The sequence below is a fragment of the Nitrincola salilacus genome (assembly GCF_046271865.1).
In the GTDB taxonomy this organism is placed as follows: domain Bacteria; phylum Pseudomonadota; class Gammaproteobacteria; order Pseudomonadales; family Balneatricaceae; genus Nitrincola; species Nitrincola salilacus.
In genome coordinates this window covers 1,015,610-1,040,003 of the sequence record NZ_CP176580.1, presented here as the reverse complement: position 1 = coordinate 1,040,003, position 24,394 = coordinate 1,015,610, and the positions used below count along the sequence as shown (strand labels likewise).

Annotated in this window: 23 protein-coding genes and 1 other RNA gene; 4 read left to right on the top strand and 20 right to left on the bottom strand. The window is 53.8% G+C overall.

Annotated elements, in window-relative coordinates; genetic code table 11:
* Positions 1 to 183: 183 nt before the first annotated feature.
* The 18 genes from lpxC to rsmI form a co-directional block, all read right to left on the bottom strand.
* Complete coding sequence (lpxC, locus tag ACK3CJ_RS04835) at positions 184 to 1,098, bottom strand: UDP-3-O-acyl-N-acetylglucosamine deacetylase (RefSeq protein ID WP_409525298.1); 915 nt, start codon at positions 1,096 to 1,098, stop codon at positions 184 to 186.
* Between the two features lie 94 nt (positions 1,099 to 1,192).
* The gene (gene ftsZ / locus ACK3CJ_RS04830; RefSeq protein ID WP_409525297.1) at positions 1,193 to 2,389 is read right to left on the bottom strand and encodes a cell division protein FtsZ; all 1,197 of its coding nucleotides are present in this window, start codon (positions 2,387 to 2,389) and stop codon (positions 1,193 to 1,195) included.
* A 63-nt stretch (positions 2,390 to 2,452) separates the two neighbouring features.
* Positions 2,453 to 3,802 carry a cell division protein FtsA gene (ftsA, locus tag ACK3CJ_RS04825; protein ID WP_409525296.1) on the bottom strand — a complete coding sequence of 450 codons (1,350 nt, stop codon included), beginning with the start codon at positions 3,800 to 3,802 and terminating at the stop codon, positions 2,453 to 2,455.
* A complete protein-coding gene (locus tag ACK3CJ_RS04820) occupies positions 3,792 to 4,628 on the bottom strand; it encodes a cell division protein FtsQ/DivIB (protein WP_409525295.1) in 837 nt (278 codons plus the stop codon). Before ACK3CJ_RS04820 ends, ftsA begins: the two co-directional genes overlap by 11 nt.
* Positions 4,625 to 5,593, bottom strand: coding sequence for a D-alanine--D-alanine ligase (locus ACK3CJ_RS04815; protein WP_409525293.1), 969 nt, complete (start codon positions 5,591 to 5,593; stop codon positions 4,625 to 4,627). The genes ACK3CJ_RS04820 and ACK3CJ_RS04815 overlap by 4 nt, the downstream gene beginning before the upstream one ends.
* On the bottom strand, positions 5,590 to 7,044 hold the full coding sequence (gene murC, locus ACK3CJ_RS04810) for a UDP-N-acetylmuramate--L-alanine ligase (RefSeq protein ID WP_409525292.1): 1,455 nt from the start codon (positions 7,042 to 7,044) through the stop codon (positions 5,590 to 5,592). Before murC ends, ACK3CJ_RS04815 begins: the two co-directional genes overlap by 4 nt.
* Positions 7,041 to 8,120: an undecaprenyldiphospho-muramoylpentapeptide beta-N-acetylglucosaminyltransferase gene (murG, locus tag ACK3CJ_RS04805; protein WP_409525291.1), complete on the bottom strand. Its 1,080-nt coding sequence runs from the start codon at positions 8,118 to 8,120 to the stop codon at positions 7,041 to 7,043. The genes murC and murG overlap by 4 nt, the downstream gene beginning before the upstream one ends.
* Positions 8,113 to 9,333, bottom strand: coding sequence for a putative lipid II flippase FtsW (gene ftsW, locus ACK3CJ_RS04800; protein ID WP_409525290.1), 1,221 nt, complete (start codon positions 9,331 to 9,333; stop codon positions 8,113 to 8,115). Before ftsW ends, murG begins: the two co-directional genes overlap by 8 nt.
* Complete coding sequence (gene murD, locus ACK3CJ_RS04795) at positions 9,327 to 10,694, bottom strand: UDP-N-acetylmuramoyl-L-alanine--D-glutamate ligase (RefSeq protein ID WP_409525289.1); 1,368 nt, start codon at positions 10,692 to 10,694, stop codon at positions 9,327 to 9,329. The genes ftsW and murD overlap by 7 nt, the downstream gene beginning before the upstream one ends.
* Before the next feature lie 12 nt (positions 10,695 to 10,706).
* Complete coding sequence (mraY, locus tag ACK3CJ_RS04790; protein WP_409525288.1) at positions 10,707 to 11,789, bottom strand: phospho-N-acetylmuramoyl-pentapeptide-transferase; 1,083 nt, start codon at positions 11,787 to 11,789, stop codon at positions 10,707 to 10,709.
* 3 nt (positions 11,790 to 11,792) lie between these two features.
* Positions 11,793 to 13,166, bottom strand: coding sequence for a UDP-N-acetylmuramoyl-tripeptide--D-alanyl-D-alanine ligase (locus tag ACK3CJ_RS04785; RefSeq protein ID WP_409525287.1), 1,374 nt, complete (start codon positions 13,164 to 13,166; stop codon positions 11,793 to 11,795).
* The gene (locus ACK3CJ_RS04780; RefSeq protein WP_409525286.1) at positions 13,163 to 14,656 is read right to left on the bottom strand and encodes a UDP-N-acetylmuramoyl-L-alanyl-D-glutamate--2,6-diaminopimelate ligase; all 1,494 of its coding nucleotides are present in this window, start codon (positions 14,654 to 14,656) and stop codon (positions 13,163 to 13,165) included. The genes ACK3CJ_RS04785 and ACK3CJ_RS04780 overlap by 4 nt, the downstream gene beginning before the upstream one ends.
* The gene (locus ACK3CJ_RS04775; protein WP_409525285.1) at positions 14,653 to 16,362 is read right to left on the bottom strand and encodes a peptidoglycan D,D-transpeptidase FtsI family protein; all 1,710 of its coding nucleotides are present in this window, start codon (positions 16,360 to 16,362) and stop codon (positions 14,653 to 14,655) included. The genes ACK3CJ_RS04780 and ACK3CJ_RS04775 overlap by 4 nt, the downstream gene beginning before the upstream one ends.
* A complete protein-coding gene (gene ftsL, locus ACK3CJ_RS04770) occupies positions 16,346 to 16,747 on the bottom strand; it encodes a cell division protein FtsL (protein WP_409525284.1) in 402 nt (133 codons plus the stop codon). Before ftsL ends, ACK3CJ_RS04775 begins: the two co-directional genes overlap by 17 nt.
* Positions 16,738 to 17,676: a 16S rRNA (cytosine(1402)-N(4))-methyltransferase RsmH gene (rsmH, locus tag ACK3CJ_RS04765; RefSeq protein ID WP_409525283.1), complete on the bottom strand. Its 939-nt coding sequence runs from the start codon at positions 17,674 to 17,676 to the stop codon at positions 16,738 to 16,740. The genes ftsL and rsmH overlap by 10 nt, the downstream gene beginning before the upstream one ends.
* A 23-nt stretch (positions 17,677 to 17,699) precedes the next feature.
* Positions 17,700 to 18,155, bottom strand: coding sequence for a division/cell wall cluster transcriptional repressor MraZ (gene mraZ, locus ACK3CJ_RS04760; protein ID WP_409525282.1), 456 nt, complete (start codon positions 18,153 to 18,155; stop codon positions 17,700 to 17,702).
* 346 nt (positions 18,156 to 18,501) lie between these two features.
* Positions 18,502 to 18,858, bottom strand: an RNA gene (gene rnpB, locus ACK3CJ_RS04755) — RNase P RNA component class A.
* Positions 18,859 to 18,885: 27 nt separating this feature from the next.
* Positions 18,886 to 19,737 carry a 16S rRNA (cytidine(1402)-2'-O)-methyltransferase gene (gene rsmI / locus ACK3CJ_RS04750; RefSeq protein WP_409525281.1) on the bottom strand — a complete coding sequence of 284 codons (852 nt, stop codon included), beginning with the start codon at positions 19,735 to 19,737 and terminating at the stop codon, positions 18,886 to 18,888.
* A gap of 33 nt (positions 19,738 to 19,770) precedes the next feature.
* On the opposite strand from rsmI, the gene ACK3CJ_RS04745 reads away from it, so the two are divergent.
* Genes ACK3CJ_RS04745 through ACK3CJ_RS04730 form a run of 4 tightly spaced genes read left to right on the top strand, consistent with a single transcriptional unit; the run spans position 19,771 to position 23,137 of the window.
* Positions 19,771 to 21,597 (top strand): penicillin-binding protein activator, encoded by a 1,827-nt coding sequence (locus tag ACK3CJ_RS04745; RefSeq protein ID WP_409525280.1) that lies wholly within the window; start codon positions 19,771 to 19,773, stop codon positions 21,595 to 21,597.
* A 13-nt stretch (positions 21,598 to 21,610) separates the two neighbouring features.
* Positions 21,611 to 21,961, top strand: a complete 351-nt coding sequence (locus tag ACK3CJ_RS04740; RefSeq protein ID WP_409525279.1) for a YraN family protein — start codon at positions 21,611 to 21,613, stop codon at positions 21,959 to 21,961.
* Positions 21,962 to 21,979: 18 nt separating this feature from the next.
* Positions 21,980 to 22,567: an SIS domain-containing protein gene (locus tag ACK3CJ_RS04735; protein WP_409525278.1), complete on the top strand. Its 588-nt coding sequence runs from the start codon at positions 21,980 to 21,982 to the stop codon at positions 22,565 to 22,567.
* Between the two features lie 3 nt (positions 22,568 to 22,570).
* Positions 22,571 to 23,137 (top strand): BON domain-containing protein, encoded by a 567-nt coding sequence (locus ACK3CJ_RS04730; RefSeq protein WP_409525277.1) that lies wholly within the window; start codon positions 22,571 to 22,573, stop codon positions 23,135 to 23,137.
* 59 nt (positions 23,138 to 23,196) lie between these two features.
* Here ACK3CJ_RS04730 and ACK3CJ_RS04725 read toward each other — a convergent pair whose 3' ends face one another.
* Both ACK3CJ_RS04725 and ACK3CJ_RS04720 read right to left on the bottom strand, forming a co-directional pair.
* Complete coding sequence (locus ACK3CJ_RS04725) at positions 23,197 to 23,673, bottom strand: ClpXP protease specificity-enhancing factor (protein WP_409525276.1); 477 nt, start codon at positions 23,671 to 23,673, stop codon at positions 23,197 to 23,199.
* 29 nt (positions 23,674 to 23,702) lie between these two features.
* Positions 23,703 to 24,335 (bottom strand): glutathione S-transferase N-terminal domain-containing protein, encoded by a 633-nt coding sequence (locus ACK3CJ_RS04720; protein ID WP_409525275.1) that lies wholly within the window; start codon positions 24,333 to 24,335, stop codon positions 23,703 to 23,705.
* Positions 24,336 to 24,394: the final 59 nt, after the last annotated feature.

Genomic DNA, 24,394 nt, shown 5'->3' with positions numbered 1-24,394 from the left:
CTGTAAAACCTTAGACGTATATCAACTTTGTTTTCAACACTTCGGGCAGGGATCCGAAAACATGAACCGGATCACTGTTGTCAGACACTGTAATTCAGGCGATTTTCAGATATTTCGGTAACGAAAAAGCCGGGAAAACCCGGCCTTTGCGCTACCCATGTACAAACACCCTCACAGGGTGTGTTACAGCACCTCTAGTGGGCGCTGGTAAGCAATGGGAACAGACTTTTCCACTTCGTCATAGGTTACACTCTCCCAGGCCCCTTCAGTCGCCAACAGCTTTCTCAGCAGCAGGTTATTCAGGTGATGGCCGGACTTGTAACCATAGAACTCGCCAATCAGACTTTTACCCAACAGATACAGATCGCCTACTGCATCCAGAATTTTGTGTTTAACAAACTCATTGTCATAGCGCAGGCCGTCTTCGTTCAGGATGCGAAAATCATCAACCACTATCGCATTGTCAAAACTGCCACCCAAGGCCAGATTCTGGGAGCGCAGGAATTCGATATCACGCATAAAACCGAAGGTACGAGCCCGGCTGACTTCTTTCACGAAAGAGCTGGTCGAAAAGTCCAGCGAAGCTTCCAGGTTGCGATCAGAAAACGCTGGATGGTCGAACTCGATACGAAATCCCACCTTGAACCCATCAAATGGACGGAAGCAGGCTGTTTTACCATCGACCTCGACCGATACCTCTTTTTTGATGCGGATAAACTGCTTCGGCGCATCCTGCTCGGCAATACCAGCAGACTGAATCAGGAAAACAAAGGGCGCAGCACTGCCATCCATGATCGGGACTTCTTCGGCACTGAGCTCGACAATCGCATTGTCGATACCCAGACCAGCCATCGCAGACATCAGATGTTCAACTGTTGCTACCCTGACACCATTTTCGGTCAGATTGGTAGACAGCGTTGTATCCGTCACACTCAGCGCATCCGCTCTGACTTCGGCAACCGGATCCAGGTCCGTACGACGAAACACGATGCCGTGATCAGCCGGTGCCGGCTTCAGAGTCAGATAAACTTTATGCCCTGTGTGAAGACCGATACCAGTCGCCTTGATACTGTTTTTTAATGTACGCTGCCTGATCATCGAGTCCTGCCAGTCCAATCTACCTGATTTTCAATCGCGAATAATAACAGAAGAGTCCCTTCTGTCCAATCACGAACTTGACCTCTCGGTCGGATCAATCCGCCTGCTTACGCAGAAAAGTCGGAATATCCAGCGCACCGTAGTCATTACCCGCTGCAGCTCTGCGTGCTTCAGCAGACTGGCGCTCCTTGGGATCCGGACGATCCAGCAGCGCTTCCTGCTTCTGGCGTCGCAGAATCGCCGGCAGCTCTATCTGATCAAAGCTTGCTGGAGTTTCCGCCGCCTTGGGCTCAACTTTGGGATTATTGCTGACCATTCGCACTTCCGGCTCTTTCTGACGATCAAGTCCGGTAGCTACAACAGTCACTTTCAGCTCATCTCCCAGTTGCGGATCGATGACGGTGCCCACAACAATCGTGGCATCATCAGCCGCACACTCTTCGATGATACTACCCACCTCGTTGAACTCACCGAGGCTCAGATCTTCACCGGCAGCAATATTCACCAGAATACCGCGTGCGCCCTTGAGATCGATATCCTCCAGTAACGGACTGCGAATCGCCGCCTCTGCAGCTTCCTGAGCGCGATTGTCACCTCTGGCGATACCCGTGCCCATCATCGCCATCCCCATTTCGGACATGACGGTACGCACATCGGCAAAGTCGACGTTGATCATACCCGGACGGGTAATCAGATCGGCAATTCCCTGTACTGCACCTTTGAGGACATCATTTGCCGCATTGAATGCATTGATCAGACTGCAGTTTTTGCCCAGTACCTGCATCAGTTTTTCATTCGGGATGATGATCAGAGAGTCGACATGCTCACGCAGTTCGCGGATCCCCTTTTCAGCAATTTCCATACGCTTGCGACCTTCAAAACGGAAAGGTCGGGTCACGATGGCCACTGTCAGGATACCCATCTCTTTGGCGATTTCAGCCACGACTGGGGCTGCCCCGGTTCCGGTTCCACCACCCATACCAGCCGTGATGAACACCATATCGGCACCACGCATTGTCTCGGCAATGCGATCACGATCTTCCACCGCTGCCTGACGACCGATATCAGGGTTGGCACCTGCCCCCAGCCCTTTGGTCATATTTCCGCCGATGTGCAACACGATGCGTGTCGACATTCTGTCGAGCGCCTGAGCATCAGTGTTTGCACAGATGAAATCCACCCCACCCAGGTCGAAGTTCACCATATGCTCTACGGCGTTACCGCCGCCACCGCCAACACCGACCACTTTTATCACAGCGTTCTGCGGTACATTATCTAGTAATTCAAACATCTCACCCCTCCCCAGCATCGCCTGTGACTACTATCCGGCAGCGCTGAATTTTGTAACTGGTTATTAAAAATTGCCCTTGAACCATGCCTTCACCCGTGCCAGCAGATCACCTATCTGCAGTCGCGGTGACGACCCTTCCTGTTTATTCCTGTCCTGCCCGCTTTGTATCTGGATCCTTGTATCCTGCACCTTCTTATCTGGCGTTTTTCTGTCTGTTACTTTTCGTTCTGAAACCCTTGCCTGAGCAACTGGCTTGAAACCTCTTTTTGCGTGATGGAGCAGGCCGATACCCGTCGCATAGATCGGATTCTGCAATAGTGACTCCATCCCTCTGACACCCTGCGGTACGGCCAGGCGAACCGGCATATGGAAAATTTCCTCCGCCAGCTCCACTGCGCCCTCCATTTTCGAGGTGCCACCTGTCAACACGATGCCCGCGGCCACCATATCTTCATACCCCGAACGCCGAAGCTCCGCCTGAATCAGTGCAAAAAGCTCCTCGTACCGTGGCTCAACCACTTCAGCTAATGCCTGACGGGACAGATCACGCGCAGGTCTATCACCGACACTCGGCACCTTGATCATCTCATTCGCATTGGCCAGCTGAGTCAAAGCGCAGGCGTACTTGACCTTGATTTTTTCGGCATGCTGCGTTGGCGTGCGCAAAGCCATCGCGATATCGTTGGTCACCTGATCACCGGCAATCGGGATAACGGCTGTATGGCGGATCGATCCAGCGGTAAACACGGCGATATCGGTAGTGCCGCCACCGATATCCACCAGACACACGCCCAGGTCACGCTCATCCTCGGTCAAAACCGAGTAGCTGGATGCCAACTGCTCCAGCACGATCGCATCCACCTCAAGCCCACAACGGCGAATGCATTTTTCAATATTCTGTATCGCATTGCTTGCACCAGTGACCAGATGCACTTTGGCCTCTAAACGGACACCGGACATACCCAGAGGTTCCTTGATTCCCTCTTGATTATCAATTAGATACTCCTGCGGAAGAATATGGATGATGCGCTGATCAGCCGGTATCGCAACCGCTCTCGCAGCATCGATCACCCGCTCCAGATCCTGATCCGACACTTCACGATCTTTCACGGCCACAATTCCATGTGAATTCATGCTGCTGATATGGCTGCCGGCAATTCCCACCGTCACTGAATGTATCTTGCTGCCGGACATCAGCTCCGCTTCTTCAACAGCACGTTGAATCGACGTTACTGTTGACTCGATGTTCACAACCACACCACGTTTCATACCTCGTGAGGGGTGCGAACCAACACCGACTATCTCGATGCTGCCATCGGCACATATTTCACCGACAAGACAAAGCACCTTGGTGGTGCCGATATCCAGCGCCACAATCATATTACTGTCCGCCGCTGCCTGTTTAACCTGCATTGTCGGGCTTCTCCTCGGCGCGCCATTGAACGGCAACGCCATTGGTGTATCGAATGTCAATCTGTTCAATCTGCTCAACCTGTCGGTGAAGCTCTGCTTCGTAAATTTTGATGAAGCGTCTGAGCCTTGGCATCATCTGCTCACGCCCGGCCACCACACGTATGCCATTATCCAACTCCAGGTTCCATGCTCCCCTGCCTTCAAGTGTCAGGCCCGTCAGTTGCACACCTGTTCCGGCAAATACCCGACTCAGATCATGGTACTGCTGCATCACCCTGCGCGTTTCATGTGACGGTCCATTCAGTCTGGGCAACTGATCATACTCAGGCTTCAATTCTGGCCAGAAAATATCCCCTTGATGGTTCAGCAGGCCTTTATCCCCCCAGCGCGCCACAGGTACCTCTTCAATCACGACCACTTCCAGTGCTGGTGGCCATTGCCGTTTCAGAATCGCATTGTGTACCCAGGGATCTGCCAGAGTTTGCTCACGCAGTTGTTGCAGATCCAGTGATAACAACGGCTGTGCCAGACTTTGACCGAGCCTCTGTGCCAGCAGCGTTCTATCCAGATGCTCCACCCTCCCGCTGACTTTTATCTGTGCCACCGGCTGATCCAACCAGCCAATAAAGTCACGCGTCATGGTGCTGCTGATACCGATAAACACCATCAGCAGCGTTAACAATGTCAGCGGACGCCAGATGCGATCTATCTCACCCTGACCGGATGAAAATTCAGGCTGCGTCTGGGCAACACGACTGGCTCCCTTTATCACTTCCGGCGCACCGGCCTGCGCCGGCTGTTTCAGCCAGGGCAGGTGAAGATTCATGCTGTTACGCCCTCCTGCCGAGGCAGAGATGTCCGCAGAATCTCCACCACCAGCTGTTCAAAACTCATGCCCGCCTGGCCGGCCGCCATCGGCACCAGGCTGTGATCAGTCATGCCCGGCAACGTATTCACCTCCAGCAACTGAAACTGTCCACTGCGGGTCATCATCACATCCACACGCCCCCAGCCACTGCAGCCGACCATACGAAAGGCATTCAAAGCCAACTGACCCAGCGCCTCAACCTGCTCATCGCTGAGTTCGGTATCAAACAGGTAGCGCGTGTCTTCCGCTTCATATTTCGCATTGAAGTCATAGAAGCCATGTGGTGTTTCCAGCCTGATTGCAGGCAATGAACGATCATGCAGTATCGCCACGGTAAACTCAGGTCCATCAACCCACTGCTCGGCAATCACGCAATGGTCATAGCGTGCCGCTTCCGCATAGGCAGCCGACAACTCATCCAGAGACGCCACTCGACTCATACCGATGCTGGAGCCTTCATGAACTGGCTTCACCATTAATGGATAACCAAGCTGCTCTCCTACATGAGCCAGATCGGTCTGCTGATCCAGCAGCGCAAACCCGGGGGTCGGCAAACCTGCCCCTATCCAGAGCTGTTTGCAGCGCAGTTTATCCATCCCCAGTGCCGAAGCACTGACATTGCTGCCGGTGTAGGGCTTTTGCATCATCTCGAGCAACCCTTGCAGCGTGCCATCCTCACCACCGCGACCATGCAGTATCAAAAAAGCACGATCAAAAGGTTCCGACTGAAGCTGCTTCACGGGGTCCTGACCTTCGGCAAACAGATCAATGGCAAAGGCATCCACGCCCGCGCTCAGCAACCCTTTCAACACCTGAGCGCCACTGCGGAGCGACACACTGCGCTCTGCCGAGTTACCACCCATGATGACGGCCACACGACCAAATTCGGCAGATTCATTCGCAGATAATTTATAGGTGCTCATGCTGGCCCCTTGTCACTGTTTGCTAATAGATTTTCCTGACGCAACCGATGAGCCAGAGCAGTGATATCTCCTGCCCCCTGTGTCAGCAGCAGATCACCGGGGCGCAGCACACTGCGCAGAACCTCGACAACTGCAGTCGCATCTTCAACAAATACCGGTTCCACACCTCGCTGACGGATACTGCGGCAAAGGCTGCGCGTATCAGCACCGGGGATGGGGGTCTCTCCTGCTGGATAAACCTCCATCAGCAGCAGCAGATCAACATCAGTCAATACCTGGACAAAATCGTCATACAGATCACGGGTTCGGCTGTAACGATGTGGCTGATAGATCATCACCAGACGCCGATCAGGCCAGCCATCACGTACGGCCTGAATCACGGCTTTAACTTCCCGCGGGTGATGTCCGTAGTCATCCACCAGCGTCACCTCTCCCCCGTCGACCGGTAGCTCACCCAGCACCTGGAAGCGACGGCCGACACCGCCGAATTTTTCCAGTGAGCGGCAGATAGCGTCGTCATCGATACCTTCATCCGTGGCCACAGCAATGGTGGCGAGCGCATTCAGAACATTGTGCCGCCCCGGCATGTTCAAGGTCACATCAAGATCACGATAACCGCTTGGGCGAATCACTCTGAAACGCGTCAGCATTGCTTTCTGACTGATATCGACCGCTCTGAAATCCGCCTCTTCACTAAATCCGTAGGTCAGCACAGGACGACTCACCTGCGGCAACAATTCTGCAACAACCGGATCATCTATACAGAGAACAGCCAGACCATAAAAAGGCAGGTTATGTAGAAAACTGATGAAGGTCTGCTTCAGTTTGTTGAAGTCACCCTCATAGGTATCCATATGGTCGGCATCGATATTCGTGACAATCGCCACCATTGGCTGCAGATGGAGGAAGGAGGCATCACTTTCATCGGCTTCTGCAACCAGGTAGCGGCTATCACCCAACTGAGCATTAGTGCCTGCACTGTTCAGACGTCCACCGATGACGAAAGTCGGATCAAGCCCGGCTTCTGCCATCATCGAAGCCAGCAGGCTGGTGGTCGTTGTTTTGCCGTGCGTTCCGGCTACAGCTATACCATGGCGATAGCGCATCAGTTCAGCCAGCATTTCTGCTCTGCGCACCACAGGTGTACGCTGTTCGCGTGCAGCCATCAGTTCAGGGTTGCTCTCAGAAACAGCTGTTGAGATCACCACGACATCTGCAGCTGCGACATTACCGGCGTCATGCCCGATATACAGGGTTGCACCCAGCGCCTTCAGACGCTCCGTTGTCGCTGACGGACGAATATCAGAGCCGCTGATCATATACCCCTGATTCAGCAACACCTCTGCTATGCCACACATGCCGACACCACCGATCCCGACAAAATGGATCTGGCGGATACGACGCATCTCGGGCACTTCATAAACCTTGGCGCTGCGATTAATTGGCTTCATGACATCGCCTCCATACAAGCACTGGCCAGCCTGGAGCTGGCGTCCGGGCGGCCGAGACTGCGTGCTTTAATAGCCATCTGCAGCAGCAATTCCCGCTGACTCAGATCTTCAAGTTGTTGTGCCAGTTTCTGGGCAGTGAGTTCGGATTGTTGAATCATGCGCGCCGCTCCCGTGTCCACCAGAAAGGCTGCATTGGTCGTTTGATGGTCATCGACCGCATGAGGGAAAGGCACAAACAGTGCCGCCACACCTGCAATCGCTATCTCGCTGACCGTCAGAGCACCCGAGCGGCAGATCACCAGATCCGCCCAACCCCATGCTTCATCCATACGCTCAATAAACGGCACCACTTCAGCATCCACACCGGCCGCCTTATAGGCGTTCAACGTATGCTCCAGATGGTTATGACCAGTTTGATGCCAGACCTTAGGACGCTTCTCTTCCGGCATCAATGCCAGCGCCTGCGGTAACAGTTGGTTCAATGCCTGAGCACCCAAACTACCGCCGACGACCAGCAGACGAACAGGGCCCTGTCGATCTTTCATGCGCTGCTCTGGAGCTTTCAAACGCAGAATCGGTCCACGCACTGGATTGCCGATGCAGTCTGCTTCAGAAAGGTTCGCAAACGCGCCGGGAAAAGCCTGCAGCACCCGTGTTGCAAATCGTGACAGTGCGCGGTTGGTCATACCGGCAACGGCATTCTGCTCATGAATCAGCACAGGAATACCCTGCATCCAGGCAGCCAGCCCGCCTGGACCAGAAGCAAAACCACCCATTCCCAACACGGCATCCGGGTTGAGCTTCTTCAGTACGCGTCGAGCCTGCATCAGCGCCTTACACAAACGAAACGGTGCCAACAGCAAACTGATTCGCCCCTTACCGCGCAGACCTGTCACTTCGATTCGGTTCAAGGTGATTCCGGCAGCCGGGATCACTCTGGCTTCTATCCCCTTGGCGGTTCCCAGCCATTCGACATAAACACCCTGCTTTTTCAACTCGTCTGCAGTGGCAAGCGCCGGAAATACATGTCCGCCAGTTCCACCCGCCATTACCAGCAGTGTCTTGGGTTTATCCATGGCGAGCTCTCCGAGGCACTGTATTCCTGCCTTTTTCCTGTTTACTGTATTGCAACTTTTTCAACTCATAGTCGATTCTTAATACCAGGGTGATCATCGCTGCCGAAACCAGCAGACTACTGCCGCCATAACTGAACAGCGGCAAGGTAAGACCTTTAGTCGGCAATGCACCGACGTTAACGCCGATATTGATCAGTGCCTGTCCTGCAAAAATAAAGCCGAATCCGTAGCAGGTGTAAGCCATGAAAAACTGATGAAGTTTTTCGGCACGCCGCCCGATCAAAAACAGGCGACTGACCAGCAATATATACAGCACCACAATCACCAACGCCCCGATCAGACCGAACTCTTCCGACAGGACTGAATAGATGAAGTCTGTATGCGCCTCAGGCAGGTAGAACAGTTTCTGAACGCTGTTTCCAAGCCCCGTACCAAACCACTCTCCACGACCGAAGGCTATCTGCGCCTGAGATAACTGATACCCTGTACCGAAAGGATCTGCCCAGGGGTCCTGAAATGATGTCAGTCGCTGCATGCGGTAGGGCTGGAAGATAGCCATCACATAGGCCAGAAATGCAGCGCCCACCACAACAACCAGAAACTGACCAAAGCGCATGCCGCCCAGAAAGATCATTCCCATCACGGTACCCATCAGAATTACCGTGGCACCGAAATCAGGTTCCAGAATCAGGAGCGCAACGTAGAAGGCCAACGGGATGATTGGCTTAACCACTCCCCACCAACCACTTCGCACTTCGGACAGACGCCGCACCAGATAACCGCTCATGAACAGCACCATACACATCTTGGCGACTTCGGAGGCCTGCAGATTAAAGAACCCAAGCCCTATCCAGCGCTTACTACCGTTCACTTCACGGCCAATACCCGGTATCAGCACCAGTACCAGCAGCACAAACCCCAACACCAGCAAGGTGGCTCCATGCCGATGCCAGACCCAGACAGGTATTATCGAAACAAACGCCACAACCACTAGTGATAAGCCGATATAGATGCTCTGACGCAAGATAAAGAAGGTCGGAGAACCAAAATCTCTGGCCGCCACATCCATGGATGCTGACGCGATCATCACAAAACTGGTCAGCACCAGCGCTATGGCGCACAGCGCAAGCATCGCATCGAAAGGCATTCTTCCCGGCGCAAGATCCAGTGCCGCCGGCCAATGCAGTTTCGGTAGCGCTGCTCTATTCAACATAACGCCACCACTTGCTGTATGAACTGATCACCACGATCACTGTAGCCATTAAACATATCAAAACTCGCGCAAGCCGGTGACAGCAGCACGATATCACCCGGCTTAGCCGCTGCCGCTGCCGCTTCAACGGCTTGTTGTAAAGTTGTCGCTCTGATTTTAGGTACACTATTGATCTGCTGATCCAACAGGGGAGCATCCTCTCCGATCAATACCAGTGCCCGGCCGTACTGCCCCAGAACCGGACTCAGATCGGTAAAGCTTTGCTCTTTGCCAACACCGCCAGCAATCAGCACCAGTCTGGCGTCCCCTTCAAGACTCTCACCCAGCCCTTTGATTGCGGCCAGAGTGGCCCCGACATTGGTGCCCTTGGAGTCGTTGACGTAGGTCACACCCTGTTTTTCTGCCACCCATTGGCAGCGATGCGGCAGGCCGGCAAACGCTTTTATCGCCTGCAACATTGCAGGCATGGGGATAGATACGGCATCTCCCAGTGCAAGTGCGGCCAGAACATTTGCCAGATTGTGCTGCCCCGGAATTTTCACTTCAGAAGCCGGCATCAGAGGTTCCAGTCCTTTGTGCAGCCAGAGCTCTCCGTCGGTCATGACTAGCCCAAACTGCATCAGATCCGGACGCGACAATCCGAAACTGCTCAACTTGACCCCCTGTGACAGCAAAGGAGCCGTCAGCGGATCATCACGATTGGTCACCGCGTGTGAACAACCGCGATAGATGCGATGTTTCGCCTGGTAATACTCTGTGAGCCCGGTATAGCGGTCCAGATGGTCGGGACTGACATTCAAAACAGTTGCGGCAGCAGCACGCAGCTCATTCAGTGTTTCTAGCTGAAAGCTCGACAGTTCCAGTACATACAGGTCGGCTTCACCCTCAGCCAGTAGATCCGGGGCCAGAAGATCGAGTGCAGGTGTGCCGATATTGCCACCCACTCCGACTTTCAGCCCGGCAGCACTGGCCATCTCACCCACCAGCGTTGTCACAGTACTCTTGGCATTCGAGCCTGTGATCGCCACGATAGGGGCTTTCGCCTCACGACAGAAAAGATCGATATCGCCTGTCAGCCGAACGCCAGCCGCGACCGCTTCCTGTATTGCAATCTCCGACTTGGCAACCCCCGGGCTGAGAATCAGCTCATCGGCCTGCCTCAGCAGAGCCGCATTCAATTCACCACAACGCAGCTCAACATCAGGAAACTCACTTCGAAACTGCGCAGCAAGCGGTGGTTCAGTACGCGTATCCACAACGGCAAACGGCCAGCCCTTGCCAGCCAGATAGCGTGCACAGGAGAGCCCGGTCTGTCCCAGACCGATAATGATGCGGAATGTATCTGTCGCAATCAGGCTCACTCGCTACTCCTGCTATCGTATTTTCAAGGTTGCCAGGCCGATCAGAACCAGTACCACCGTTATGATCCAGAAACGGACAATAACGCGTGGCTCTGGCCAGCCCTTCAGTTCAAAATGATGATGAATCGGTGCCATACGGAAGATTCGCCGCCCGGTCAGCTTGTATGAAGCTACCTGCAGGATCACTGACACTGTTTCCAGCACAAAGATCCCCCCCATGATCACCAACACCAGTTCCTGGCGCACAATCACGGCGATCACGCCCAGCACCGCACCCAGCGATAAGGCACCAACATCTCCCATAAACACTTGTGCCGGATAGGTGTTGAACCAGAGAAACCCAAGCCCCGCCCCTACTATCGCACCGCAGAAGATGATCAACTCACCCGCCCCCGCCACATAGGGTATATTCAGATAATTGGCAAACTGAACATGGCCGCTGAGATAGGCAAACACCGCCAGAGCGCCAGCCACCATTACGGTCGGCATAATGGCCAACCCATCCAGACCATCGGTCAGATTGACGGCATTGGAGCTGCCGACAATGACGAAATAGGTGAATACGATGAAGAAAATCCCCATCTCGATAATGATATCTTTGAAGAAGGGCACGATCAGTTGTGTTTCGACCGGGCTCTGGGCAGTGGCATAAAGCGCAATGGCGGCCCCGAAGCCGCCCACTGATTGCCAGAGATACTTCCAACGCGCCGGAAGACCACGTGGGTTCTTTTCCACCACCTTGCGCCAGTCATCCACCCAGCCGACTGCACCGAACACTATCAGCACACCCAGCGTGATCCAGACATAGCGGTTACTCAGATCGCTCCACAACAGCACACTGATCGCTATAGCCAGCAGAATCAGGCCGCCCCCCATGGTCGGTGTCCCTGATTTGCTCAGATGCGATTGCGGACCATCATTACGCACTGCCTGACCTATCTGTTTACTACGTAACATATTGATCAGATAGGGGCCGAACATCAATGAGATGGCCAGGGCTGTCAATACGCCGAGAATGCCGCGCAGGGTGATATATCGCACGACAGCAAAACCGCTGTAAAATTGGGACAGAAAATCTGCCAGCAGTAATAACATATCTCAGTTTTCCCCGTCTTTTAGCGCGTTCACCACGCGTTCCATACCGGCACTTCGCGACCCTTTCACCAACAGCGTGACCGAATCGTTCAGCTCAGTTTTCAAGCGTTTAACTATCTCTTCACAGGATTCAAGATGCTCTGCTGCTGCGCCACCAGCGTTTGCTGCGCGCTGCAGATCCCGGGTCAGCTTGCCGGTTGTCAGAACCAGATCAAGACCCGCCGCCGCCGCATATTCACCCGTTGCTGCATGCAGTTGCTCGGCATCAGGCCCCAGCTCAGCCATATCACCCGCAATCAGAATCCGCTTACCGGGACGTGACGCCAGCAGATCGATCGCTGCGCGCATCGCATCCGGGTTGGCGTTATAACTGTCATCAATCAACAAGGCACCGGAGGCCAGGCGTATTGGCTTCATCCGTCCGTTAACCGCCGCACAGGCTTCCAATCCCTCTTTAATCTGCTCAAACGGCAACCCTGCAGCCACCCAGGCGGCACTCGCAGCGGTGGCATTGGCCACATTGTGCCGCCCCAGCAGACTCAGTGTGATATTTAGCCGCTGTTGCTGCCAGCAGAGATCAAAACTGAAATTACCGGAGGCTTCCTGATGCAGGTTTTCGGCACTCATGTCTGCTGCTGGGTTGTTCACCCCAAAAGTCACAGCACGTCTGTTCAGGCCCTGTAGTTTCTTCAGCCAGACGGCTGCATGCGGGTCATCCAGATTGACGATACCTGCGCCATCAGCAGGCAGTGCATCAAAGATCTCGCCTTTTGCTCTGACTATCGCTTCAAGGCTGCCGAACCCTTCTATATGCGCACCCAGAGCATTATTCAGTATCGCGACAGCAGGTCTGGTCATGACCACTGTAGCCGCTATTTCGCCGACCTCACTGGCACCCAGCTCCACCACGGCGCTGTCATGCTGATCGGTCAGCGACAGCAGCGTCAGCGGTGCACCAATCAGGTTATTCAGATTACCCCGTGTTGCCAGTACCCGCCCACGTACAGCCAGCATGCTGGCCAGCATCTCCTTGACCGTTGTTTTGCCGCTGCTGCCGGTCACTGCGAAAACCTGCCCACTGAAGCGGCTGCGATTCAGTGCGCCCGCCTGACCCAGTGCTTTCAGCGTGTCCTCGACGATCAGTTGAGGTAATGCATCATCGATCTGATGATCAGTCACGGCTGCCACGGCCCCCTTATCACGCACCTCAGCGATAAAGGCATGGCCATCAAAACTGGGACCACGCAGCGCTACAAACAGATCACCCGACTGAATCTGGCGACTATCGGTACAAACGCGCAAACATTCGACATCCGGGCCGATATGGCTGGCATTCAGCGCCTGAGCCAGAGTTGAAAGAGTCCAGTCACCGATCATGACGAGAACCTCTTCTGTAAGGCTGCCAACGCATATTTCTGATCACTGAAGGGGTGACGCTGCCCGTGAATCTCCTGATAATCCTCATGCCCCTTACCCGCAATCAATACAATATCTTCACTGCCCGCCTGCATCACAGCCATCTCGATCGCTTTGGCACGATCCACTTCAATACTGAAGGATGCTTTTGCAGGGATGCCTGCCGCTATCTGAGTCAGAATCTGCGCCGGATCCTCTGTACGCGGGTTATCACTGGTCACTACAACCTGGTCTGCCAGCTCTGACGCAATACGTCCCATCTCAGGGCGCTTACCCGTATCACGATCACCGCCGCAACCAAATACACACCAGAGACGCCCCTTCCCGCTCCTGTGAACAGTCAGTGCTTTAAGTGCCTGATAGAGTGCATCTGGCGTATGGGCATAATCAATCAGCACAACAGGCTCATCGGATTGATAACTGATACGCTCCATACGCCCCGATACCGCGTTGACACCAGCTAACGCGAGAGAGATTTCATCCGTTCGATAACCCAACAGTCCGAGCGTGCCTGCCACCAGTAACAGATTACTGATGTTGTAACGACCGATTAATGCAGTTTCAAATCTAACCTCCCCCCAGGGTGTTCTGAAGCTCAGTTGCATACCCGTTGAAGCCAGCACCATTTCTGTGACGCTCAGATCAGCGGATGGGTGCTCGATAGCATAGGTCAACAACTGATCAGCTACGGCCGCAGCACTTTTTGACAGCATGGCACCAAAAGGGTCTTCCAGATTCACGACCTGCAGAGGCACCTGTTTATCCAGGAAGAGCTTCGCTTTGGCCGCACCATACGCCTGCATGTCCTGATGATAATCAAGATGATCGCGGCTGAGATTGGTAAAAGCTGCAGCAGTGAAACGTATGCCTGCCACTCGCTCCTGGTCCAATGCATGACTCGACACTTCCATTACGACACATTCAGCCCCCTGGCATCGCAATTCAGCCAGCAATTGATGGGCTTTGATTGCATCCGGTGTTGTATGCGTGGATGGCTGCAGCTTATTCGGGAAACCATTGCCTATCGTACCGATAACGGCACAATGCTTGCCGAGGCGATTCAACGCCTGAGCCAGAAAATGACTGCAGGAGGTTTTACCATTGGTGCCAGTGATACCGATAACGTCCATCACCGGCTCAGCATCCGTTTCATAAAAACGTCTGGCTGCATCACCAATAATCACATCCAGTTCCGATACCGGAATCACTGGAATGCTGCTCGACTGACCACTCCACTCCAACCTGTCAGCAACGGCTGCCACGGCTCCTTTTTCAGCAGCTTCACGGATAAAGTCTGTGCCTTGATGATGTGCTCCGGAGCGGGCAAAAAAAAGATCCCCCGGAACCACTTCACGACTATCCTGAGTCAGGCCGCTGACAGCAATAGTGCCATGCTTTCCGGTCACACCCGGGATCAGGTCAGCCAGCAGGATGTTTTTTCTGATACTCATCGTCTGGCCACCTCTTTTCTATCGGTTGGCCAGTTGTCAGGGGCGACATTGAGCAGTCTCAGCGCACCGGCGGCGACACGTGAGAAGATCGGGGCGGCAATTTCACCACCGTAATACTCTTTCCCTTTCGGGTTATCGACCATGATGGCGATAGCGATACGCGGATCCGACACCGGTGCCACACCCGCAAAAACAGCGATATATTTGTCTCTTATGTAACCGGAAGGGCCTATTTTATGCACGGTTCCTGTTTTGCCTGCGACACGATAGCCTTGCACAGCTGCACGACGTGCCGTGCCTGTAGGCCCTATGACCGTTTCCATCATCCCCAGCACCGTATCACCCAGACCTTCAGGCATGATGCGGGTACCGGCAACCTGCTCGGTCTTGAGCAGCGAAGTCGGTCGTACAATGCCATCCGTAGCCAGTGGCACGTATGCCTGAGCCAGTTGCAAGGGAGTCACGGACAGACCATATCCATAAGACATGGTGGCTCTTTCAACCGTCTGGCGTTCTGTCACAAATGGTAAGTGACCGCTGCGCTCACCGGGAAAACCCGACATCGTGATCTGCCCCATGCCCATATTGCTGAGCAAGGTTCGCAGCCTGTCGGGCTCCATATCCAACGCCAGCTTAACCGAACCGACGTTGCTTGATTTGGTCACGATTCCAGTGATGTCCAACTTGCCATAGTTACGATGATCGCGCACGGTGGCACTGCGCACACGCATATAGCCCGGCGTGGTATCTATCACTGAATCGACCTGGTATTTACCCGTCATCAGTGCAGCAGCTACCGTAATCGGCTTGATAGTTGAGCCCGGCTCAAACAGGTCGGTGACCGCACGATTACGCATCGCATCACTGGTACGACGGGTACGATCATTAGGGTTGTAGGAAGGCTGATTGACCATCGCCAGCACCTCACCCGTATTAACATCCAGAATCACCACGGACCCTGAGTCAGCACCATGAGACTCAACAGCTGACTTCAGCTCACGATAAGCCATATACTGCAGGCGCAGATCGATACTGAGCTGCAGATCACGTCCTGGTTCCGGATCCTGAATGGAGCGAATATGCCGTATGGTTCTACCCACACGGTCACGCATAACCAGTTTACGTCCGTTCTCGCCCTGCAGCGCGTCATCATAAGCCAGCTCGAGTCCTTCCTGACCTTCGCCGTCAACATTGGTGAAGCCCACCAGATGAGCAGTTACCTCACCAGCCGGATAATAACGTTTGTATTCACGATCAACATGCACACCAGGTATGTTCAGCGCCTGAACCTGCTCAGCCAGCTCTGGCGTAACCTGCCGACGCAGATAGAGAAAGCGTCGATCAATATTCTCGGCCAACCGGCTGTTAAGCTCATCACGTTTGATATCCAGAATCTGGGACAGACGATTGAGGTGGGGGTGTTGAAAATCGGTCATCTTGGGATCAACCCAGATACTGGCAACCGGAGCGCTGACAGCCAGAGGTTCGCCATGACGATCCGTGATCAGGCCACGATGAGCAGGAATCAGCATCGTGCGCAGACTGCGCGCATCACCCTGACTTTGCAGAAAAGCCTGGTCCACTACATAGAGTGATACCAGTTTTACCGTGACAGCCGATATGATCAGGGCAAGCAGGGCAAAAACAAGCCAGAGCCGCCAACCACGCGCCACCTGTGCCTGTAAATTTTCAGTTTTGCCGCTCATCTCTGATTATCTCAATCTGTTGGTGTTCCGGTATCAGCATCCCCAGGTCTTGTCGGGCCTTATTCTCTATTCGGTTATGACCGGCCCAGACACTTTGCTCAAGCAACAACTGCCCCCACTCGATCTGCATCTCGTCCCATTGGTGAACCAGCGTCTGATGATCGTTGAACAATCGGCGATAGTCATAAGCCGACTGCACCACCATTAGCGCAGTCACAACCAGTAAAACAGTCAGAACCATCAGCAACATTGCCGGGCGGAACAGGTCTGCGCCGGACAGCAACGCAAGTTCCTGCGAGTTGTTGATCGACTGCTCAGATCCTGCCATGCGCTCAGTCTGAGCCTGCTTCCCACGCCCTGTAGAAAGACGTTCGATCAAGCGCATTTCACCGCCACCCGCATCACAGCGCTCCTGGCTCTGGGATTTGCATTCACTTCCGCCTGACTCGGCTTGATCGCCTTGCTACCGGATTTCAATCTGATCTTCAGCATCTCATCGGTGTAAGGCATTCCGTCAGGAAGGTGCTCGTTCCCCTTGACGTGCTTGCGGATGAAACGTTTGACAATACGGTCCTCCAGCGAATGAAAGCTGATAACGACCAACTTGCCACCAACGGCCAGAACGTCCAGAGCCTGATCAAGACAGCGCTCCAGGTCATCCAGCTCATGATTGATAAAGATACGGATACCCTGGAAGGCACGGGTCGCCGGATTTTTTCCCTTTTCCCAACGCGGATTGGCATCGGTAATGATCTGTGCCAGACGGCCGGTCGTTGTGATTGGGCTTAGCTGGCGTGCTTCAACTATCGCTTTGGCCATACGGCGAGAAAAACGCTCCTCGCCATAGGTGTACATTACATCCGCTATCTCTTTCTCAGACGCACGGTTAATCCAGTCGGCCGCATTTTCGCCAACTGTGGTATCCATCCGCATATCCAGCGGACCATCCTGCGCAAAGCTGAACCCCCTGTCGGGATCGTCCAACTGCGGTGAACTGACACCAAGGTCCAGCAACACGCCATCGACCCTTCCTTCTCTGTCGTGTTGCTGGACAAACTCCTGCAGACGCGCAAATGAGCCATGCTCGATTGCAAAACGCTGTTCCCCTTCAAAAACAGTGTGCGCATGGCTCAGTGCCTGCAGGTCTTTATCGATAGCGAGCAACCTCCCATCGGATTCCAGCTCTTCCAGAATCCGACGGGCATGCCCTCCCCTTCCAAAGGTGCCATCCACATAAAAGCCCGATCGATTAACGATCAGTTGCGCCACTGCTTCTTCGAGCAGCACTGTGGTATGGCTATACTGGTTGCTCATCCGCTATCAACCGCAAAAAACAATTAAAGTGAGAGTGATAACATCTCATCGGGAATAGTGTCCTGCGACCCTACTTCCTTCAGATAGTCATCCCTGGTCTGATTCCAGAGCTCTTCGCTCCAGATCTCAAACTTCCTGCCCTGCCCCAACAGCACAACCCGCTTATCCAGGTCTGCGTATTCACGCAGTGTCGAGGGCAGCAATAATCGGCCACTGCCATCCAACTCAATATCGGATGCGTGACCGATCAATAACCGCTTGAGACGCACCGCAGCAGCATTAAAACTGGGCAGCGCATCAATCTTCGCCTGAATCTCTTCCCAGTCAGGCAATGGGTACAACAGCAGGCAACGCGACTGAGCATCAATAGTGGCGACCATCTGGCCAGCACAATAGGCCGCTATCGACTCGCGATAGCGTGACGGCATGGCCATCCTGCCTTTTGCATCCAGATTGATCGGATTCACTCCGCGGAACATTGTATCCCACCTTGCCTCAGAATTTTACCACTTTGACCCACTTTTACCCACTATCACACACTATAGAAATTAACCAAGGGCAATGCAAGGCAGGAAGCACCGTTATCAAAGATATAAAGAAGGGATGACCAAAGCGAATATGACTCAGATTCACGGACAACAGAAAGCCATCACCAAAGAGGCGATAAGAATCAGGACGTTAAAAAGGACCAATCGAAAGGCTATTCAAGATACTGCGATTAACATGAAGAAATAGATACACACCAGAATAATGGTCTGCAAACTGCCTGGAGCCTGTTTATGATCTGCCACTCTGGCAATAATCATAAACAGGCACTGCAGAATCAGTGGGAGCCTGCCTGTAAGCCGGGTTTTGTCGTGGACAATCATTCATCTAGGACGCATGTCACCATACGTCTCAAGCAACCTACCCGGACCCGACGTGGGCCACGCCTTAAGGGTCCCTATTTGGTCTTGCTCCGAGTGGGGTTTACCATCGCCGTGGAATGTTGCCACCCACGCGGTGCGCTCTTACCGCACCCTTTCACCCTTACCGTGACTCCGAAGAGCCCTTAGGCGGTCTACTCTCTGCTGCACTTTCCGTCGGCTCACGCCGCCCAGACGTTATCTGGCACTCTGCCCTATGGAGCCCGGACTTTCCTCCCCCCTGCAAATGCAAAGCGGCGATTGTCTGGCTGACTCCCGGGGCGAAGGATACCAGCAACCATGCTCAGCGCAAAGCGCTCTGTGCAACCAACCAGTCATAAATCTGTTTTTTCTTTAAACCCGTGATACCGGCAGCCAATCCTGCTGCCTGCTTCGGCGGTAGCTCAGCAGCCAGCAGGCGAACAATTCGTTCAGCCTCAGCATCCAGCTCCTGATGCTCAACCTCGGAACGTATCGCACCATGCAGCAGCACGACAAACTCACCTCTTTGCTGATTAGCATCAGCAGTGACCCAATCACACAACTGGGCAAGCGTACCACCCTTGATGGTCTCAAACGTTTTGGTCAGTTCACGTGCCACCACAGCCTGACGATCATCTCCATAGACCTCACGCATCATCGCAAGACTATCGACGATGCGATGCGTGGATTCATAGAATATCAACGTCGCCGTTTCAGCAAGATGCAACTCCAGCTGTTTGCGCCTCATACCCGGCCTGGACGACAGAAAACCACAGAAGAGAAAGCGATCAGATGGCAACCCAGACACACTCAATGCCGCCACAAACGCACAACAGCCGGGCACAGGTGACACCTGGAATCCTGCATCCCTGACTCGCTTGACCAGAACATAACCCGGGTCAGAAATCAGCGGCGTACCCGCATCCGAAACCAGCGCGATACTCTTACCTTCGCTCAAATACTGAACTATCTGAGTACTTCTTGCGTCCTCATTATGATCATGGACTGAAATCATCGGGACTTTAATGTTAAAGTGCGCCAGCATACGACCGGTATGCCGAGTATCCTCAGCTGCGATATAATCAACGCGGCTCAGGATACTGAGTGCACGGGGCGACAGGTCATCAAGGTTGCCAATCGGTGTGGCTATGACATATAAAACTGAATCCGACATCACATTACCATCCGCTTGCGGGTGTCAGAGTATATGATGAATAGAGTACGCTTGTCTTTTGCTTTAATACTGATCACCATTTTTATGGCGGGGTGCACCCCTTCGCCAAAAGTACCATCTCGCACAGCCATCCCGACGCAGGACAGTGTTGTTGCGCTGTTGCGTGCCGCTGAGGAGTCTCCGCCCATACGCGCGGCCGAGCTTCGCGTCGAGGCTGCCAGGCGCCTGGTAGACTTCGGCCGCCATGAGGACGCCGTGGCGGCACTTGATCAGGTTGATACCCGCAGCCTGCCGCCTTCACTGGCCTTTGAGGTGTCACGCCTGCGCGCCTCCTCGTCACTGGAGCGCCAGGACGGAAGTCGTGCACTGGAATATCTGGACTGGGCTCAACTCCCCCCGAGCATGGATCCCGCGCAAGCGGCTGAGCTGGCGGAACTGCGCGCTGATGCCTATGAACAACAGAGCGACCCTTTATCTGCATTGCGCGAGTTGATCATCAGCAGCCAACTGGAGGTCGATCAGTCCACACGAACCCATCTGCATGAACGCATCTGGCGCGAGTTGACCCAGCTCAACCCCTCACTACTGGAGAGCGCCATACGTGATCAGCGTAACGGCTATCATGAGCAGGGATGGTTCGAACTGGCACAGGCCATGGCCAGTCGACGTGATCATACCGGCCAGATGGAAGCCCTGGAGCAGTGGCAGGTATTGTGGCAGGGGCATCCGGCCGCACTTGAACCACCCCAGTCACTGACAGGCATGCAGCCCTCACCCTCGCTAGCCCTGCAATCAACACCCGCACAGCATGGTGGGCGCATAGGCCTGCTGCTACCCTTCTCTGGCCAACTGAGCAAAGCTGCAACCAATATAAGCGAAGGCTTTATCACTGCCATGCAGGTTCAGGGAGCAGGCTTTCCACAGCCTCATCTGCTGATGCTGGATTCATCACAGATCACCACACCAGAACAACTCTTTGCGGTTGCTCAGCAGCAACAACTGAATCTGATCATCGGCCCGTTGGATCGCAATTTCGTCAACGCCATTGCACAGCAACCCTTCCACCCTGTACCGGTACTCGCACTGAATCAAGCCGACCCCGGCCCCAGCATGCCTTACCAGCTCGACCTGTCATCCGAACAGGAAGCGATTGAGGTGGCAGAACGCGCATTTCGCGATGGTCATCGCAGTGTTCTCGTCATCACACCGAATGCCACCTGGGGGAACAGGCTTGAGCGAGCCTTCATGCGTCACTTTGAATCGCTCGGGGGAAGAGTATCCGACACTCTGCGCGCCGACACCAGCTCCGACCTTTCGGGGCAGATAAGCACGCTACTGGGCACGGATCCAGGCCAACAACGCTCAATCGCCTTGCGCATACGCCAGGGAGAAAGGATAGATCCAACGCAGCGCCGTCGGCAGGATGTGGATGCGATTCTACTGGCTGCCAACCCGCAGGATGCCAGACAGATTCAACCCATGCTGGCCTACCACTACGCTGGCGACCTGCCGATCTATGCGACCTCACATCTGTATGATGGCCAACCGGACAGCACCAGAGATACCGATCTGAACAATATTCAGTTCACCGATATCCCCTGGCGGATCAGGGAACCCAGCCCCACACATCAGGCTATGCGTTCAACGCGCTCCGGGCTTTACGACGACCTCGGCAAGCTTTACGCACTGGGCGCTGACGCTTACAGTGTATTCCCTTACCTGCAGCAACTGGCAACCACACCCGGTAGCTACATTGAAGGGGAAACCGGTCGCCTGAGCCTGGATCAGCAAAATCGCATTGTACGCACCCTTCCCTGGGCCAGATTTAATAACGGACTACCACAACCACTTGATTACTGAGAGAGAGAGATTCATGGATAGAATCGCTATTGGCACGGATGCCGAAGAACGCGCAGCCCTCTGGCTGCAAGAACAAGGACTGGTACTGCTGCAGAGAAATGCACGCTGCCGTCTTGGTGAGATAGATCTGATCATGCGAGACAAGCAGACGCTTGTTTTTATAGAGGTTCGGCAAAGGCGCAATCAGCATTTTGGCGGCGCCGCTGCTTCTGTGGACTGGCGCAAGCAACTGAAGATCATACGGACCGCCCGCTACCTGATAGCTGGCAACCCCCGTTGGTCAACACTGACTTGTCGCTTCGACGTAATCGCTTTTGAAGGAGATCAGGAGCCGGTATGGTATAAGGATGCCTTCCGTGCCTGACCTGTGGAAACCGAGTTGATGGAATTACAAGACAGAATCATAAATCAATTTCACAACGCAATGGAGGTGAATGCTCAGACCATTGAGCAGAATACAGCCCTTATTGCAGCAGCAGGTGAACTCTTGTTGCACTGCCTGGTCAGTGAACACAAGGTACTCTGTGCCGGCAATGGTGCCTCAGCAGCGCTGAGCCAGCATTTCAGTGCCTTACTGATCAACCGCTACAGACATGAACGCCCGGGACTGCCTGCACTGTCACTCAGCGCTGACAGTGCCACATTAAGCGGCATTGCAGAAGACAGTGGGTTTGCCGACATCTATTCCAAGCAGATCAGAGCGTTTGGACAGCCTGGCGACATACTGCTGGCCATATCGCCGGATGGCCGCGCTGCCAGCCTGGTTCAGGCCATTCAGGCAGCGCATGATCGCGGTATGCTGGTGATTGCGCTGACCGGCGCGGATGGCGGCAACATGACTGCGCTGATGCAGCCGGATGAGATAGAAATATGCGTACCGTCAAACGACGAAATTGCGGTGCACGATGCTCATCAACTGATATTGCACTGCCTGTGCGACCTGATCGATTATCAATTATTTGGAGCCTGAGTCATGAAACAAACCCTGCCCGCACTGTTGTTACTGTGCGCCTTCATCACCGGCTGCTCAACACTGGTCAGCAGCACCAGAGAAACGCCGATTGAGGAAAACGAAGGCAGACGCACCATCGGTAACTTCATTGAAGACAACTCAATTGAATTCAAGGTCAAGGTGAATATCAACAAGGGCTCTCAGGAGCTGGCTGACTCGAACATTAATGTTTACAGCTTCAACCGCCAGATTCTGCTGACCGGCCAGGTAGCCAATGATCGCGTAAAAGCGGAAGCTGCCGAAGTGGCAGGCCAGGTTCGCGAAGTGCGCAAGATACACAACGAGCTGGAAATTGCAGGCCCGACATCAATGATGATCAGAGCCAACGATACCTACCTGTCTGGACGAGTAAAAGCACAGCTTCTGGCCGACCGCAATACCGAAGGTATGCGCATCAAGGTGGTCACTGAGAACAGTGCGGTTTATCTGATGGGATTGGTGACACAGGCAGAAGCGGATATTGCCGTCGACGTTGTCCGCTCAATTGTCGGCGTGCGCAAGATTGTTAAGGTATTTGAATATATATAATAAGAATAGCTTTCCCGGACTTGCCTGAGTGGCAAACCGGGAAGGCCGAATCAGAATCATTATTTGACGATTTTTAAAGATGGCGGCTTAGACTTTCCACCTCCTTTACCACCCTTACCACCCTTCGCAGGAGCGACCCCACTGGGCCCTTTCGACTTGGGTGGCTCAGGCGCCGCTGGCTCAGGGGGCGTATCCACTTCTGTCAGTGACGTCAGCAGATCTGCGCCCGGTTCCATGCCAAACACCATTCCCATGCCATTCTCACGCGCATAGATCGCTACAACAGCAGCCATCGGCACAAAGACATTCATTGGCACGCCACCAAAACGCGCATTGAACGAAATGGCATCATGGCCAAGCAAAAGCTCCCTGACTGCACCATAACCGATATTCAGAACAATCTGATCATTCTGAATAAACTGCACTGGTACAAGAACGCCCTGCATCCGAGTATCGACAGCAATATGCGGTGTCAGATCATTGTCAGTGATCCACTGATGCAGTGCCTGCAAAAGATATGAACGGCTTGGTGTCATTACCCTACCCTGATATTCCAATATCTGCGTTAATCACGCATTTCTCGCTCAGCTTCCGACAGGCTTGCCTGGAAAGATTCACGCTCAAAAAGACGCTTCATATAAGTCAGCAAAGGCTTGCACTGAGCCTCAGGCAGCTCAATACCCATCACCTGAATACGCCACAACAGTGGAGCAATACAGCAATCCACCAACGTGAATTCATCGCTCATGAAAAATGGTTTGTCTGCAAAGATCGGCGCTATGGACACAAGACTGTCACGCAACTCTTTGCGTGCACGCTCCAGCGTTTCATCATCAGCCTGCCCCGCCAACAGGGTATCAGCATGTACGCACCAGTCTCGCTGGATACGATACATGTAAAGACGGCTATCAGCTCTGGCTACCGGGTACACCGGCAACAGAGGAGGATGAGGGAAACGCTCATCCAGATACTCCATCATCACACCCGGCTCATAGAGCACCAGGTCACGATCCAGCAACGTCGGCAACGTGTTATAAGGATTGAGCCCGACCAGATCTTCGGGCATATCTTCCACTTTACAGTCCACAACATCAACAGCAACGCCTTTCTCCGCCAGTACAATGCGGACACGATGGCTGTATTGATCATCACCATCTGAAAAAAACGTCATGGAAGAACGCTTAGCCACAACACCCATCGAATTACCTCATAATGCATCAGGTACAAAAACAAAAAAGCTACGCGACCCTTTCGGAT

Bases quoted from the DNA above. Each gene is read 5' to 3' on its own strand.
- lpxC (WP_409525298.1), bottom strand. From the start codon at position 1,098: ATGATCAGGCAGCGTACATTAAAAAACAGTATCAAGGCGACTGGTATC.
- ftsZ (WP_409525297.1), bottom strand. From the start codon at position 2,389: ATGTTTGAATTACTAGATAATGTACCGCAGAACGCTGTGATAAAAGTG.
- ftsA (WP_409525296.1), bottom strand. From the start codon at position 3,802: ATGCAGGTTAAACAGGCAGCGGCGGACAGTAATATGATTGTGGCGCTG.
- ACK3CJ_RS04820 (WP_409525295.1), bottom strand. From the start codon at position 4,628: ATGAATCTTCACCTGCCCTGGCTGAAACAGCCGGCGCAGGCCGGTGCG.
- ACK3CJ_RS04815 (WP_409525293.1), bottom strand. From the start codon at position 5,593: ATGAGCACCTATAAATTATCTGCGAATGAATCTGCCGAATTTGGTCGT.
- murC (WP_409525292.1), bottom strand. From the start codon at position 7,044: ATGAAGCCAATTAATCGCAGCGCCAAGGTTTATGAAGTGCCCGAGATG.
- murG (WP_409525291.1), bottom strand. From the start codon at position 8,120: ATGGATAAACCCAAGACACTGCTGGTAATGGCGGGTGGAACTGGCGGA.
- ftsW (WP_409525290.1), bottom strand. From the start codon at position 9,333: ATGTTGAATAGAGCAGCGCTACCGAAACTGCATTGGCCGGCGGCACTG.
- mraY (WP_409525288.1), bottom strand. From the start codon at position 11,789: ATGTTATTACTGCTGGCAGATTTTCTGTCCCAATTTTACAGCGGTTTT.
- ACK3CJ_RS04785 (WP_409525287.1), bottom strand. From the start codon at position 13,166: ATGATCGGTGACTGGACTCTTTCAACTCTGGCTCAGGCGCTGAATGCC.
- ACK3CJ_RS04780 (WP_409525286.1), bottom strand. From the start codon at position 14,656: ATGAGTATCAGAAAAAACATCCTGCTGGCTGACCTGATCCCGGGTGTG.
- ACK3CJ_RS04775 (WP_409525285.1), bottom strand. From the start codon at position 16,362: ATGAGCGGCAAAACTGAAAATTTACAGGCACAGGTGGCGCGTGGTTGG.
- ftsL (WP_409525284.1), bottom strand. From the start codon at position 16,747: ATGCGCTTGATCGAACGTCTTTCTACAGGGCGTGGGAAGCAGGCTCAG.
- rsmH (WP_409525283.1), bottom strand. From the start codon at position 17,676: ATGAGCAACCAGTATAGCCATACCACAGTGCTGCTCGAAGAAGCAGTG.
- mraZ (WP_409525282.1), bottom strand. From the start codon at position 18,155: ATGTTCCGCGGAGTGAATCCGATCAATCTGGATGCAAAAGGCAGGATG.
- rsmI (WP_409525281.1), bottom strand. From the start codon at position 19,737: ATGTCGGATTCAGTTTTATATGTCATAGCCACACCGATTGGCAACCTT.
- ACK3CJ_RS04745 (WP_409525280.1), top strand. From the start codon at position 19,771: ATGATGAATAGAGTACGCTTGTCTTTTGCTTTAATACTGATCACCATT.
- ACK3CJ_RS04740 (WP_409525279.1), top strand. From the start codon at position 21,611: ATGGATAGAATCGCTATTGGCACGGATGCCGAAGAACGCGCAGCCCTC.
- ACK3CJ_RS04735 (WP_409525278.1), top strand. From the start codon at position 21,980: ATGGAATTACAAGACAGAATCATAAATCAATTTCACAACGCAATGGAG.
- ACK3CJ_RS04730 (WP_409525277.1), top strand. From the start codon at position 22,571: ATGAAACAAACCCTGCCCGCACTGTTGTTACTGTGCGCCTTCATCACC.
- ACK3CJ_RS04725 (WP_409525276.1), bottom strand. From the start codon at position 23,673: ATGACACCAAGCCGTTCATATCTTTTGCAGGCACTGCATCAGTGGATC.
- ACK3CJ_RS04720 (WP_409525275.1), bottom strand. From the start codon at position 24,335: ATGGGTGTTGTGGCTAAGCGTTCTTCCATGACGTTTTTTTCAGATGGT.